The organism is Alcanivorax sediminis, from assembly GCF_009601165.1.
Taxonomy (GTDB): Bacteria; Pseudomonadota; Gammaproteobacteria; order Pseudomonadales; family Alcanivoracaceae; genus Alcanivorax; species Alcanivorax sediminis.
The window spans coordinates 84,139-96,392 of the sequence record NZ_WIRE01000003.1; the positions used below are offsets into that span (position 1 = coordinate 84,139).

At 57.4% G+C, this 12,254-nt stretch carries 17 protein-coding genes; 9 read left to right on the forward strand and 8 right to left on the reverse strand.

The features are described 5' to 3' along the window. Positions 1-158 precede the first annotated feature (158 nt). Complete coding sequence (locus GFN93_RS16305) at positions 159-710, forward strand: porin family protein (protein ID WP_153502361.1); 552 nt, start codon at positions 159-161, stop codon at positions 708-710. Between the two features lie 75 nt (positions 711-785). On the opposite strand, the gene GFN93_RS16310 is transcribed toward GFN93_RS16305, so the two are convergent. Continuing rightward, positions 786-2,123 (reverse strand): ABC1 kinase family protein, encoded by a 1,338-nt coding sequence (locus tag GFN93_RS16310; protein WP_153502362.1) that lies wholly within the window; start codon positions 2,121-2,123, stop codon positions 786-788. A gap of 245 nt (positions 2,124-2,368) precedes the next feature. After that, the gene (locus GFN93_RS16315) at positions 2,369-2,797 is read right to left on the reverse strand and encodes a hypothetical protein (RefSeq protein ID WP_153502363.1); all 429 of its coding nucleotides are present in this window, start codon (positions 2,795-2,797) and stop codon (positions 2,369-2,371) included. Between the two features lie 287 nt (positions 2,798-3,084). Between GFN93_RS16315 and GFN93_RS16320 the strand changes: the two genes are divergently transcribed. Next, positions 3,085-3,465 (forward strand): hypothetical protein, encoded by a 381-nt coding sequence (locus GFN93_RS16320; RefSeq protein WP_153502364.1) that lies wholly within the window; start codon positions 3,085-3,087, stop codon positions 3,463-3,465. 4 nt (positions 3,466-3,469) lie between these two features. Here GFN93_RS16320 and GFN93_RS16325 read toward each other — a convergent pair whose 3' ends face one another. Further along, the gene (locus GFN93_RS16325) at positions 3,470-3,673 is read right to left on the reverse strand and encodes a hypothetical protein (protein WP_153502365.1); all 204 of its coding nucleotides are present in this window, start codon (positions 3,671-3,673) and stop codon (positions 3,470-3,472) included. A gap of 163 nt (positions 3,674-3,836) precedes the next feature. Beyond that, positions 3,837-4,670: an SDR family oxidoreductase gene (locus GFN93_RS16330; RefSeq protein ID WP_153502366.1), complete on the reverse strand. Its 834-nt coding sequence runs from the start codon at positions 4,668-4,670 to the stop codon at positions 3,837-3,839. A 165-nt stretch (positions 4,671-4,835) separates the two neighbouring features. Here GFN93_RS16330 and GFN93_RS16335 point away from each other — a divergent pair, with 165 nt between their 5' ends. Genes GFN93_RS16335 through GFN93_RS16345 form a run of 3 tightly spaced genes read left to right on the forward strand, consistent with a single transcriptional unit; the run spans position 4,836 to position 6,509 of the window. Beyond that, on the forward strand, positions 4,836-5,852 hold the full coding sequence (locus GFN93_RS16335) for an AraC family transcriptional regulator (RefSeq protein ID WP_153502367.1): 1,017 nt from the start codon (positions 4,836-4,838) through the stop codon (positions 5,850-5,852). A 55-nt stretch (positions 5,853-5,907) separates the two neighbouring features. Further along, entirely contained in the window at positions 5,908-6,318 is a 411-nt protein-coding gene (locus GFN93_RS16340) for an HIT family protein (protein ID WP_153502368.1), read from the forward strand. Next, complete coding sequence (locus GFN93_RS16345; protein ID WP_328594826.1) at positions 6,315-6,509, forward strand: CPXCG motif-containing cysteine-rich protein; 195 nt, start codon at positions 6,315-6,317, stop codon at positions 6,507-6,509. Before GFN93_RS16340 ends, GFN93_RS16345 begins: the two co-directional genes overlap by 4 nt. A 145-nt stretch (positions 6,510-6,654) precedes the next feature. On the opposite strand, the gene GFN93_RS16350 is transcribed toward GFN93_RS16345, so the two are convergent. From GFN93_RS16350 to GFN93_RS16360, 3 genes are read right to left on the reverse strand one after another with little or no spacing between them, the layout of a single operon-like run. Continuing rightward, positions 6,655-6,930, reverse strand: coding sequence for a SelT/SelW/SelH family protein (locus GFN93_RS16350; RefSeq protein WP_153502370.1), 276 nt, complete (start codon positions 6,928-6,930; stop codon positions 6,655-6,657). Continuing rightward, positions 6,930-7,511, reverse strand: a complete 582-nt coding sequence (locus GFN93_RS16355) for a YajG family lipoprotein (protein WP_153502371.1) — start codon at positions 7,509-7,511, stop codon at positions 6,930-6,932. The genes GFN93_RS16350 and GFN93_RS16355 overlap by 1 nt, the downstream gene beginning before the upstream one ends. A 34-nt stretch (positions 7,512-7,545) precedes the next feature. Beyond that, complete coding sequence (locus GFN93_RS16360) at positions 7,546-8,517, reverse strand: polyprenyl synthetase family protein (RefSeq protein ID WP_153502372.1); 972 nt, start codon at positions 8,515-8,517, stop codon at positions 7,546-7,548. Between the two features lie 276 nt (positions 8,518-8,793). Between GFN93_RS16360 and rplU the strand changes: the two genes are divergently transcribed. The 4 genes from rplU to proB all read left to right on the forward strand — a co-directional run bounded on the left by rplU (position 8,794) and on the right by proB (position 11,891). Then, positions 8,794-9,105, forward strand: a complete 312-nt coding sequence (rplU, locus tag GFN93_RS16365; RefSeq protein WP_153502373.1) for a 50S ribosomal protein L21 — start codon at positions 8,794-8,796, stop codon at positions 9,103-9,105. Positions 9,106-9,136: 31 nt separating this feature from the next. Continuing rightward, entirely contained in the window at positions 9,137-9,397 is a 261-nt protein-coding gene (gene rpmA / locus GFN93_RS16370; RefSeq protein ID WP_153502374.1) for a 50S ribosomal protein L27, read from the forward strand. A gap of 147 nt (positions 9,398-9,544) precedes the next feature. Beyond that, positions 9,545-10,732: an Obg family GTPase CgtA gene (cgtA, locus tag GFN93_RS16375; protein WP_153502375.1), complete on the forward strand. Its 1,188-nt coding sequence runs from the start codon at positions 9,545-9,547 to the stop codon at positions 10,730-10,732. A 28-nt stretch (positions 10,733-10,760) separates the two neighbouring features. Beyond that, positions 10,761-11,891 carry a glutamate 5-kinase gene (gene proB, locus GFN93_RS16380; RefSeq protein WP_328594828.1) on the forward strand — a complete coding sequence of 377 codons (1,131 nt, stop codon included), beginning with the start codon at positions 10,761-10,763 and terminating at the stop codon, positions 11,889-11,891. An 89-nt stretch (positions 11,892-11,980) separates the two neighbouring features. Here proB and rpsT read toward each other — a convergent pair whose 3' ends face one another. Beyond that, entirely contained in the window at positions 11,981-12,247 is a 267-nt protein-coding gene (rpsT, locus tag GFN93_RS16385; RefSeq protein WP_022986431.1) for a 30S ribosomal protein S20, read from the reverse strand. Between the last annotated feature and the right edge of the window lie 7 nt (positions 12,248-12,254).

Consider the following 12,254-nt stretch of genomic DNA (forward strand, 5'->3'; position numbering starts at 1 on the left):
GGTGAAGCCTGTCTGCCTTTCCGCCGTGTTGTTGAAGGGAAATAGGGTGGGCGAAAAGCCTGACTCAAGCTTGATTTTACAGAATTTACCGGAATAACAGGAACATTGCGCCTGACCGCATCTCGAAATACGTGACTTAATTGGAAAAGGAGTCTCGAATGAAAGTCATGATGCGCGGTGCATTGATGTTGTCCTGTTCACTGCTGGTGGCTCAGGGAGCCTGGGCTGCAGGCCCTTACATCGGTGGTAGCTACAGCCAGATTCAGTACGACAATGAGGAGTTTGATACGGATACGCTCAAGATTGATGCGGCCACAGTCAGTGCCGGCTTTGAAGTCTCCGAGTTTCTGGCGTTGGAGGCTCGTGGTGGCGTAGGCCTGGATGAGGACACCCAGGGCATTGCGGATTTCGAGCTGGATCACCTCTATGGCGGCTACCTCAAGTTGGGCCTGCCCCTCAGCGAAACCGTGCGTCCCTATGTTATTGGTGGCTATACCAAGGCGAAAGGCACGGTGTCCGCAGATGGCACGCTGGGCGGTGTGAATTATTCGTTTAGTGACAGCGAAAACTTTGAAGATGAGTCCTATGGTGCGGGGCTGGACATGAATATCACCGACACCCTGGGAGCCAACCTTGAATATATGCGCTACATCGATACCAGCGAGGAGGAGATTTCAGGTATCAGCGTGGGGCTGCGTTCGGCCTTCTGATGACATTCGCGTGCAAGAAAAAGCCCGGCAACGGATACGTTGCCGGGCTTTTCTGTCTGCAGGAGTGGGCGCAGCTCAGGCGCTGGCCTGGTCGTGACGGCTGAGTGCTTTCTCAAGGTTGGGTCTGAAGGCGGCATTGACGCCCAGGTTCATGAGCGTCCAGTAGTGGCCGCTGACCACGCGCTCAATCAACAGTGAGCGTGGGGAGGGCTGGAACTTCATCATCTGCTCCAGCGGCGTCTTGCGAACCTGTTTCATGATATCGGTATGCAGCCTTGAGTTGGCGAAATCAAAGGGTTCGCTGGAAAAGGCGCGCAGCAACATTTCAATCCAGGTGGCGTAGAACTGGTCACTTACCTGACCATCCTGTTTGCGCGCCCCGAGAGTTTGCAGCAGGTCATCCAGTTCCACCCAGTTCTGGTTAAGTGCGGCCTGGACAATGCGGCGAAGCAGGTCCGCGTCTTCGCCGGGCAGGCGTTTCACCGCGCCAAAGTCATACATCACGATGCTGCCGTCGGGCCGGAACGCGAAGTTCCCCGGGTGCGGATCGCAATGGACGGTCCTGAACTGGAAAATCTGTTCGCCGATGGCATCAAACAATCGCTCGCCCAGCAGGTTGCGCGTGGCCTGGTCAAAGCCGTTTGCGTCATTGGTCTGCTCTAGAGGCGTTCCGGCTTCCAGGCTCAGGGTCAGCACCTTCTCGCTGGACAGGTCGTCATAAACCGTCGGGATTACCAGCCAGGGCTGGTGTTGGTGGAATTTCCGGAACTGATTAAGGTTGATGGCCTCCTGGTGGTAGTTCAATTCTTCTTCAAGTTGATTGCGGATCTCCCGGAAGACACCGTCGAGAGCGGCTTCATCTACTTTCAGCAAGCTACCCAGACGAAGAATCCGGCGCAGGTGTTTCATGTCGGAATCGATGGATTCCTTCACCGCCGGGTATTGCACCTTTACAACCACTTCGTCGCCTTCCAGGGTGGTGGCGCGGTGGACCTGACCAATAGAGGCGGCTGCGAACGGGGTCTCGTCAAAGCTGGTGAAGCGTTCGTCGATGCTGCCCTGCAGTTCACGCTCCAGCTGACGGCGGATGACATGGAAAGGCATGGGGGCAGAAGCATTCTGCAGCACTTTCAGTTGCTCGCTGATTTCCCGCGGCAGGATATCCTGCATTTGCGAGGCAATCTGCCCGACCTTCATGACCGCCCCTTTCATCTCTCCCAGGGTGGCGGCGACTTCCTTGCCGATATGCTGCATCAGCTTTTCACGGTCTGCGGCCTTGGCGCTTTCCGACTGGAACAGACCTTTCACCTGATGGCTAGCCACGCGGGTGGCTATTGAGGTGGTCATACCCGTCAGCCGGAAGAGCCGGCCGGTGGTCGTGGTGGGGCGTTTGCGACGGCGCTGTTCAGCCATGATGTCTCTCGTAGCGATGTATTGGCATTATTTATATTTAGATTATATAGCCGTTAACTTAGCGCTGATGGGTGAAGGCTGTACAGGGTAAGAAGGGACAGATACGGGGGTAAAGTTAGTCAGAAGCGGACAGCGGCGACGGGAGGCTTAAAAAAACGTGCGGGGATGCGTGCTGCGAGATGTCCGTGCAAAAGAAAGGGGCCAAGATGGCCCCTAAAGGAGAGTAACAACAAAAGGGTTCAGAATCAGCTACGGTTCTGACCGGCAGAAACCAGTTCGTTGAACAGTTTCTCGCCTTCTTCACGTGCGGTGACAACGGCACCAAAGCCGGCCAGCACGAATTCGTTGGTTTCTTCAGCTTTCTCGCCGCGCTCTTTCTTGCCAGCTTCTACCAGCTTCTCGTAGAGGGCCTGACGCTTTTCCGGAGCGTTGTCCAGCAGTTCGCGAGCAGCCAGCAGGGCGCCACGGCCAGCCAGCAGAGCCTTCGGCTTGCTTTCAGCTTCTTCACCAAATGCCTCGGTGCCAGCAGCGACATACTTGTTCAGCAGCTCTTCAGAGTTTTCTTCGGCCTTGTCATAGGCTCCCAGGCCAGCCAGGTACAGTTTGTTGCCCAGTTCCTTAGCGCGGTTAACCAGAGATTCGCTTTGTGCACGCAGATCTTTCAGCTCGCCCATGATTCATACTTCCTTAAATTTGTCCGGTGTAAGAAAAGTGCAGCCATCAAATTTGCTGCGTGGGATAAAGAGTAAAAGGGATTGGGTGAGAGGCGTGTCTTGTTTGTCAGACAATTATACAGGTGGCTGATAGTTGTCATGCTTCAAGGTGTGATATCCATCAAAGTCAGTAAGCCAAACCCCGCATGGTCGTTATTTCTTCCCATGCGTACACTGGCAAAAAAGGTTTGAGCAGAATTGGGAGCGCTTGGCGCTATTCAGGGGTTTGTGAGACCAGAGAGATAAGAATGATAGAAAAATTCATCGCCAAAGTGCCTTCGCGCATCTGGGCGGAGGGTCGTCCGGGCAAAGCAAAGCAATGGGAGGCCGAGTTTAATGTGGCTTCCTGGGTGCGGGTTGCAGGTGCATCAGGGCAGGTGCAGCTGGTTGTGCGCTATGTGGATAACAGCAATGACCGGTCTGTGCTGGTGGATTCTGCTGAGGTGACCGGGGAGGGCAGTGCATTGCTGTCTGGCTCAGTCCTGTTGCGGTTGAGCGCTGAGGTTGAACAGGTACAGGTGTCCCTGCGGCTTGCCGATGCCGCCATGAACTTTGTGGTAGAAGAGTTGTTCATGCAGCGCCGGGGTTCGGCACTGGGTGCATCCGACAAGCTCATTTCCAATTTCTGATCGACTAGCCCTGTTTAATATACGGCTCTGTCCCAGCCTGTCCGGATGCTTTTCGGGTGGGCTTTTGTTGCTCAGAGAGTGAAAGCGAGCCAACCGGTTGCTCAAGCAGGGATTCCGGCCATTGTTCGAAATCCAGTCCAGTAAGCCGGTTCAGGTTTTCCAGTGCCGTGTCAGGCCGCAATGTGCTGACTTTCAGTATCCTGCTCATGATCCGGTCCCCGTTTGTCTATACCGACAAAAGCGAGAACCGTGCCAGTCTTGTTCATTTTATTTAATCAATATTATCAGTGGGTTGGCGAATTGCTGCCGGAGCGTTGTCGCGCCAAAAGCCGGTGCCCGGCAGCATGTGACAATTTTTGTAACCTTGGCTGTCAGTCGAGGAAGAAATCGGGCAACAGCTTGTCATCGTCCAGGTTCGGGTCCACACGGTAGCCGCTGAAGTCCGTGGTGCCGGTATCGCGCAGCACATCTTCATCCACAAAGAACTGGCCGCTGGCAGCGGAAACCGGGCGGGTGAGAATGGCGTAGGCTGCATCAGCCATGATCGACGGCTGGCGGGCAGCTTGTACCGACGGCACACCGCCCAGCTGGTTCTGTACGGCGGCGGTATTGATGACCGTTTTCGGCCACAGGGCATTCACGGCCACCTTGCCCTTGTATTCGTCCGCCATGCCGAGCACGCACAAACTCATGCCATATTTCGCCATGGTGTAGGCCACGTGGCGACCGAACCAGTGAGGGGCCATGTTCAGCGGTGGGGCCAGATTAAGGATGTGCGGATTACTGGCCTTGCGCAGATGGGGCAGACATAGCTTGCTGGCCATGAAGGTCCCGCGGCTATTGATCTGATGCATCAGGTCATAGGACTTCATGCTGGTGCCTTCGGTGCCGGTCAGCGAAATGGCGCTGGCGTTATTGACCAGAATATCGATGCCGCCAAAGGTGTCTACGGTCTTGTCCACGGCAGCCTGTAACTGATCTTCGTGGCGTATGTCGCCCACGCAGACCAGTGGGTTGCCACCCGCTTCGCGAATTTCTTCCGCTGCGGTGTAGATAGTGCCCGGCAGTTTGGGGTGCGGCTCGGTGGTTTTCGCAAACAGAGCGATGTTGGCGCCATCCTTTGCCGCCTTGAGTGCAATGGCCTTGCCAATGCCGCGGCTGGCGCCAGTGATAAAAAGGGTTTTGTTTTGCAGTGAGTTGGACATGTTGCTCTCCCGGGAATCTGGCCTGCAAACCTACCAAGCGCTTGGTTTATTGGCAATAGCGCCCTGTCCAAGTGTCCCGTGGTCACTTGTAAGATCTGGAATGGCAGGATATGGTGTCTGGCTCGGTCATTTGGGGCCATGGACGGCTTTATCAGGATAATAGCGATGACAATATTGAAGATGGATCCGGCGGAGTACTCTGTCTCTGCGGAATATCTGTCCCTGATGCTGGACGTGTTGGCAAGACGTGGAATTGCCAGTGAGGAACTGCTCGCGGGCACTCAGATTGAGCCCGGCTGCTGGCGGGACCCCAAGGCACGGGTGTCGGCCCAGGATTTTGAGAAGGTGTCCTCCCGGGCCATCCGCATGACAGGGGAGCCCTGGATTGGCTGGGAGCTCGGGGCGTCGATGACCCTGTCTTCCCATGGTTTTCTGGGCTATGCGGCCATGAGCAGCGCGACCCTGGGGGAGGCCCTGGAGTTGGCGGTGAAATATTTCCGGACCCGCAGCACCATGGTGCAGCTGGAGACTTTCCAGGAAGGGGATATGGCGGTGCTGCAGGTTAACGAGCTGCTCTCTCTGGGGGGGCTGACTCCGTTGACGATGGAAAGCCTGTTCTCCAGTTTCCACTTCATGGGGCAGAAGTTATTGCCGGGCATGGATGTGCTCGGTGAGCTGCGCTTCTCCTACCCCGAGCCCGATTATTTCGAGCGTATGCGCCCATTGATGCCCGTGCCGGTCTATTTTGACTGTGCCTATAATCAAATGCGCTTCCCGGTGTCCCGTCTGGACAGCCCCCTGCAGTTTGCCGATCCGCGACTGGCACGGATGGCGGCGGATCAGTGTGAGCAGGAAATGGCGACCATCAAGGCGCCGCCGGCCCTGCTGGGTCAGGTGCGCCGGATCATCCTGACAGGTGGCGGTCGTTTCCCCAGCGTCGAAGAGGTGGCGAGTGAGCTGCATATGTCCTCGCGTACGCTGAAGCGCAAGCTCCAGCAGTTGGGCACCAGCTACCAGGAGATTCTCGATGGTCTGCGCAAGGGGCTGGCAGTGGAATTTCTCACCCAGTCAGATCACACCGTGGACGAAATTGCCATGTCGCTTGGGTATTCTGATGCCTCGAATTTTGCCCGTGCCTTCCGGCGCTGGACCAGCCGCAGCCCTTCTGATTACCGGGCATAGGTTTGCTGGATGCTGATGCAGGCGGGCCCTTGCCTGTCTGCTTAGGGAGTCAACTATGTCGACGCTACACCCCCGCCTCGCTGCGGACACCCGTGCGCTGGGAGAAACCGCTCTTTGCTGGTTGCGCTGGATGAATGACCAGCGTTTTGCCTGGATCATCGTCGTGCCCAAGCGTGAGGGGCTGCGTGAATGGCATCACTTGCCGGCAGATGAGCAGGTGGAGCTGTTAAGGCAAGTGAATGCGCTGGCGGGTCAGCTGGAAAGGGTCACCGGTGCCGACAAGATCAATATCGGTGCCCTGGGCAATATGGTTCCGCAGTTGCACATCCACGTGATTGCCCGTTTCGCAGATGACCCGTGCTGGCCTGGCCCGGTATGGGGGCAGGGGCAGCCGCAGCCATGGCCGGAAGGCGGGAGGCCTGACTGGTTGAATCAGCTGGATCTGGCAGTGCTGGAGGGCATGTGAGCGGCCTATTACCCGCATCTGTGCAGTGCCCCTGTTGCTGGGAAACCATTGAGGTGTTGATCGATGGTTCGCTGGAGGAGCAGGAATACGTGGAGGACTGTCAGGTGTGCTGCCAGCCGCTACTGTTTACGGTGCGGGTGCCGTTTGACAGTGACGAGCCAGTGGTGGATGTCCGGCCCGAGAATGAGTAGCTACAAGTGACAAGCTGCAAGCTACAACGCGTCACCTTCCCGGAATTTGTAGAAACGATATTGGCCGCGCACCAAGGTTTGCGTCGCGGCGCCACCGTTTGAGTCAATGCCAGCCTTTCCCCGCGTTGTAGCTTGCAGCTTGTCGCTATTTCTTGCGGTCGATGTGGCCCAGATCCCGTTCCGGAAATAGCGCATCGCGCACCCGCCGCTTGAGTTCGGTAATTTCCGGAAAGCCGCCTTCCTTTTTTCGTTCCCAGATGCACAAGTCGTTTGCGCTGATGCGGAAAACTCCACCGGTGCCGGGCTGAAGCGCGACTTCATCCAGCTCGTCACTGAAGGTATTCAGTAACTCCTGGGCGTACCAGCCGCTTCTCAGCAGCCAGTTGCACTGGCTGCAATAGAGAATGGTGACGCGTTTCATCAGGCGGGGTCGTTGCCCTGCAGGAAGCTCTGCATTTTCGGATCTTCCAGCATGCGGGTGATGGCGCCGCTGAGGATATCGTTGATCATTTCCTGGTTGCGGTTGGCGCTGGGGGTGATGGGCAGATCGTGCTTGATGCTGCTCTTGTAGGTGCCGGTATAGGCCGCCTCAGGGCGGCTGGCTTCGCCGATCAGGATCAGGGAAATGGTGACTGTGTTGACCACATTGCCCTGCTCGGGCACATAGTCCAGCTGCTCCAGACGCACTTCAAGGCGGCTGGCGTTCTGGTCGGGGTTAAAAGCATTGAAGCCTTGCTGCTGCAGACCTTTGCGAACCGCTTCTTCAACCGCCGCTTTGACGTCGTTGGCGGGCTGCACCAGCGAGGTTTCCTTGTATACGCCGCCGCGGGTGCCGAATGCCAGCTGGTTTCGGGAGTCCACCGCGATGACCTGGACAGACTGGTTGTGGCCAATATTGGTGGTCTGGACCTTCGCGACGGGCTGGACATTAATGGACTGGGGGCTAAGGGCACAACCGGCAAAGGTGGCGCTCAGGGTCAGAAGCAGGGCAGCACGCAGCATGGTGGCTCCTTGTTGATCGTTGGGTTGTTGGGTGTCAGTAGGTGCGTTTCAGCGACTCTTCGGCAAGCGTCACCAGAGCATCCTTGTAGGGGGAGGCTGGTACGTCCGCGATCGCATCCAGTGCCAGCCGGGTGTGCTCGGCGGCCTTGTCCACTGTGTATTGAAGACCACCGCTGGCGCGAACAGTTTCAACAATTTCTTGCAGATGATCGAGGCCGCCACTGCGGATGGCGTCCTTGATCACTTTGGCCTGCTCTTCGGAACCGTTGGCGATGGTATGAATCAGCGGCAGAGTGGGCTTGCCTTCAGCCAGGTCGTCGCCCACGTTCTTGCCCAGCTCGCTGGCGTCACCCTGATAATCCAGCACATCGTCAATCAACTGGAAGGCGATGCCCAGATGGCGGCCATACTCGGCAAAGGCGGCGGTGAAGTCCTGGTTGTCAGTAATGCCGAGCACGGCGCCGGTCTCGGCGGCAGACTCGAACATCTTCGCGGTCTTGTGGTGAATCACCCGCATGTAGTTCTGTTCGGTAGTGTTCGGGTCGCGCACATTGATCAGCTGCAGCACTTCACCTTCAGAGATGGTGTTGGTGCTCTGCGAAAAGATATCCAGCAGGCGCGGGTGGCGCAGGGCAACCATCAGTTGCAGGGCCCGCGAGATCAGGAAGTCGCCCACCAGCACACTGGCTGCGTTGCCCCACACCGCATTGACGGTAGGGCGGCCGCGACGCAGGTTGGATTCATCCACTACATCATCGTGGAGCAGGGTGGCGGTGTGCAGAAACTCGATGATTGCTGCCACATCCACGTGGTTATAGCCGGTATAGCCGGAGGCGCGGGCACATAGAATCGCCACCAGCGGACGCAGGCGCTTTCCACCGGATTGCACAATGTAGTCACCCACTTCGCGAATCAGCGGGACATTGGAATCGAGATGGTGGGTGATAAAGGAGTCTACGGCGGCAAAATCCTGCTCGACCGGGGCATAAATGGCCTTGAAATCCATGTACTTGAGTCCAGGCGGAATGAAGGTGGCGCAACAGCCGGCAATGCTAACAGGGGGGGGCTGGCAGTCAACGTATTCTGTCCTATTGTCATTGGGTGATGTCAAAGCCACGCGAACTCCGGCAGAGTGCGGGCAATTATTCGGGTTTGGCGTTGCGCAGGGTGGTTAATTGCCGTACACTTCGCGGCCCGATTTAACCCTCTGCCTGGCCTGCAAGTGGTTAGCGCCCTGATAAGGGTGGCGCCCGCCTGAGTGGAGTCGTGCTGGAGCACACAGATGTACGCAGTAATCAAAACTGGTGGCAAGCAGTATCGCGTAGAAGAAGGCGATGTTGTTCGCATCGAAAAAATTGAAGTAGCAACCGGCGAATCCGTTGATTTCGACCAGGTGCTGCTGGTATCCAACGGCGACGACGTAAAAGTCGGTCAGCCGGTTGTGGAGGGTGCCAAAGTGACCGCTGAGGTACTTGAGCAGGGTCGTCACAAGAAAGTGAAGATCGTCAAGTTCCGTCGTCGCAAGCACTTCCGCAAGCAGCAGGGCCACCGTCAGTGGTACACTGCTATCAAAATCACCGGGATCCAGGGCTGATCCTTAGACACACTTTCGAGAGGATTAAGACATGGCGCATAAAAAAGCCGGTGGTAGTACTCGTAACGGTCGCGATTCGCAAAGTAAGCGCCTTGGCGTTAAGCGTTTCGGCGGCCAGCTGGTAAATGCAGGCGAAATCATCGTTCGCCAGCGCGGCACCAAGTTTCACGCTGGTGTGAATGCCGGCATGGGTAAAGACCACACCATCTTTGCTACTGAAACTGGTCGTGTGAAGTTTCAGGTTAAAGGTCCGCTGAACCGTCAGTACGTGGTTATCGAGCCTGTGGCCTGATCCGTCCGGATCATCAAAAAGCCCCGCGAGGCTCTGCCCGCGGGGTTTTTTTGTATTTAAATCCAGCCGTGTCCCGTCTGGTGCATCTGTCCCCAAAGTGAATTCATTGCCGTAGAATGGCATCGACCCCAAAGAGAGTCCTTTTCCATGCAATTTGTCGACGAAGCTACCATTGAAGTGCATGCCGGTAAGGGCGGCGATGGCTGCCTGAGTTTCCGTCGTGAAAAATACGTGGAATTTGGCGGTCCTGACGGCGGCGACGGCGGCGCTGGGGGTAACGTTTTCTTTCAGGCTGACAGTAATCTGAACACCCTGGTGGACTACCGCTACGAGCGAATCTTCAAGGCCCGTAACGGTGAGGGTGGCAGAGGTCGTCAGATGACCGGTAAATCGGCGGACGATGTCATTCTGTTGGTGCCGGTGGGCACCACGGTCATCGATGTGGATACCGATGAGGTGCTGGCGGATCTGACCGAAGCAGGCAAGCCGGTCATGATTGCCCGTGCTGGCCGCGGGGGGCTGGGCAATATCCACTTCAAGAGCAGTACCAACCAGGCGCCGCGCAAGACCACCAAAGGCAAGCCGGGAGAGTCCCGACGTCTGCGTCTTGAGCTGAAAGTGCTGGCCGATGTGGGGCTGCTGGGTATGCCCAATGCGGGCAAGAGTACCCTGATCCGGGCCATTTCTGCGGCCAAGCCAAAAGTGGCAGATTATCCTTTTACAACCCTGGTGCCGAACCTGGGTGTGGTGAAGGCGGATCGCCATCGTAGTTTTGTGGTCGCTGATATTCCCGGTCTGATTGAAGGTGCGGCCGAAGGTGCGGGGCTGGGCATTCGTTTCCTCAAGCATCTGGCGCGAACCCGGCTGTTGCTGCATGTGGTGGACGTGGCCCCAATGGATGAAAGTAATCCTGCGGACCATATCGATGCCATTGCCGACGAGCTGGACCGATTTTCGCCAGCGCTGGCCGAGCAGGAGCGTTGGCTGGTCTTTAACAAAATTGATTTGCTGGCAGATGACGAGGCCAAGGCCAGAGTTGATGCCATCGTGGAAGAGTTGGGCTGGCAAGGGCCGGTTCACTGCATTTCTGCAGCGGCAGGCGTGGGTTGTGAAGAGCTGGTCTATGCGCTGATGAATGCCATTGAGGACCGTCGTCGCCTGGAACAGGAAGACCCGGATTACGCAGCTGCTCAGCAGGATCTTCGTGCACGCCTCGAGGAAGAAGCGCGTGAGCGGGTGCAGGAGCTGAAAGCGGAAGCGCGACGTGCCCGGGATAACGATCATGATGATGACGACGACGATGATCACGATGTGGAAATCGTTTACGAACCCTGAATGGCCCGGTAGAGCTTAAGGAGCAAAGGTGTCTGATCGCCAGCGTTGGGTTATCAAAATTGGTAGCGCCCTGCTGACCAATGACGGCAAGGGGCTGGATTGTGCGCTAATGCAGTCCTGGGTGGACCGCATGGTGATCCTGCGTGAGCGGGGGATCGAGGTGGTCATTGTCTCCTCAGGTGCGGTCGCCGAAGGGATGACGCGCCTTGGTTGGCAGCGTCGTCCCGATTCCGTTCATGAATTGCAGGCTGCCGCTGCGGTGGGACAGATGGGGCTGGTGCAGGCCTGGGAGTCCCGTTTTCAGAAGCACAATCTGCATACTGCCCAGGTGTTGCTGACCCATGATGACCTCTCTGATCGCAAGCGCTACCTGAATGGCCGCTCCACGCTGCTGACCCTGTTGGGTTTTGGGGTGGTGCCGGTGGTTAACGAGAACGACACTGTGGTCACCGATGAAATCCGTTTTGGTGACAACGATACCCTGGCTGCGTTGGTGGCCAACCTGGTTGAGGCGGATCGTCTGGTGATTCTCACCGATCAGGAAGGGCTTTTCGATGCGGATCCGCGCAGCAATCCTGATGCCAGGTTAATCAGTGAGGCTCAGGCTTCTGATCCCGCCATTGAGCGGGTGGCGGGCGGCGGTGGTTTGTTGGGGCGTGGTGGTATGGCCACCAAGGTGCGTGCGGCAAGGCTGGCTGCCCGATCTGGAGCGCTTACCTCGATTGCCTCCGGGCGCAGCCCGGACGTATTGATCGAGCTGGCGGAGGGGCGGGAGCCGGGTACGACCCTGCTGCCTGATACCTCGCCCATGAATGCGCGCAAGCAGTGGCTGGCGGGGCATCTTCAGATGCGCGGCCGGGTGGTGCTGGATGCGGGGGCAGTGACGCGGGTCAAAGAGGGTGGGTCGAGCCTGTTGCCGGTGGGGGTGGTCGATGTGTTTGGCCAGTTCTCTCGTGGCGAGATGGTGGCCTGTGAGACCGAGCAGGGCGAGCGAATTGCCTGTGGTCTGGTCAACTATGATGCTGCCGATGCTCGCCGTTTGTGTGGCAAGAAGAGCTCGGAAATTGCAGAAGTGCTCGGCTTTGCCAATGAAGAGGAGCTGATCCACCGGGATAATATGGTGGTGATCGGCGCGGGAGGTCTGGCGCCGGACGCCTGAACCAGGCTTCGAGCCTTTGGCGGCATCAGGTGGACATAAAAAAACCGGCTCAAGGCCGGTTTTTTTATGTCCAACGTGAACACGTCAGATCAGGCAGCCATGGCCTTGATCTTGGTGTTCAGGCGGCTCTTGTGGCGAGCAGCCTTGTTGGGGTGAAACTTGCCCTTACGGGTGGCTTTGTCCAGCACGGATACCGCTTGGGTGTAAGCTTCCTGGGCGGCACCTTGGTCGCCGGACGCAATAGCCGCGTTCACCTTTTTCAGGTATGTGCGCACCATGGAGCGCATCGCTGCGTTGTGCTGACGGCGCTTTTCCGCCTGACGCGCACGCTTGCGTGCTTGCGGTGAATTAGCCAAGGTCCTG

Coding starts and splice junctions, on each gene's coding strand:
- GFN93_RS16305 (WP_153502361.1), top strand. CDS start 159: ATGAAAGTCATGATGCGCGGTGCATTGATGTTGTCCTGTTCACTGCTG.
- GFN93_RS16310 (WP_153502362.1), bottom strand. CDS start 2,123: ATGGCTGAACAGCGCCGTCGCAAACGCCCCACCACGACCACCGGCCGG.
- GFN93_RS16315 (WP_153502363.1), bottom strand. CDS start 2,797: ATGGGCGAGCTGAAAGATCTGCGTGCACAAAGCGAATCTCTGGTTAAC.
- GFN93_RS16320 (WP_153502364.1), top strand. CDS start 3,085: ATGATAGAAAAATTCATCGCCAAAGTGCCTTCGCGCATCTGGGCGGAG.
- GFN93_RS16325 (WP_153502365.1), bottom strand. CDS start 3,673: ATGAGCAGGATACTGAAAGTCAGCACATTGCGGCCTGACACGGCACTG.
- GFN93_RS16330 (WP_153502366.1), bottom strand. CDS start 4,670: ATGTCCAACTCACTGCAAAACAAAACCCTTTTTATCACTGGCGCCAGC.
- GFN93_RS16335 (WP_153502367.1), top strand. CDS start 4,836: ATGACAATATTGAAGATGGATCCGGCGGAGTACTCTGTCTCTGCGGAA.
- GFN93_RS16340 (WP_153502368.1), top strand. CDS start 5,908: ATGTCGACGCTACACCCCCGCCTCGCTGCGGACACCCGTGCGCTGGGA.
- GFN93_RS16350 (WP_153502370.1), bottom strand. CDS start 6,930: ATGAAACGCGTCACCATTCTCTATTGCAGCCAGTGCAACTGGCTGCTG.
- GFN93_RS16355 (WP_153502371.1), bottom strand. CDS start 7,511: ATGCTGCGTGCTGCCCTGCTTCTGACCCTGAGCGCCACCTTTGCCGGT.
- GFN93_RS16360 (WP_153502372.1), bottom strand. CDS start 8,517: ATGGATTTCAAGGCCATTTATGCCCCGGTCGAGCAGGATTTTGCCGCC.
- rplU (WP_153502373.1), top strand. CDS start 8,794: ATGTACGCAGTAATCAAAACTGGTGGCAAGCAGTATCGCGTAGAAGAA.
- rpmA (WP_153502374.1), top strand. CDS start 9,137: ATGGCGCATAAAAAAGCCGGTGGTAGTACTCGTAACGGTCGCGATTCG.
- cgtA (WP_153502375.1), top strand. CDS start 9,545: ATGCAATTTGTCGACGAAGCTACCATTGAAGTGCATGCCGGTAAGGGC.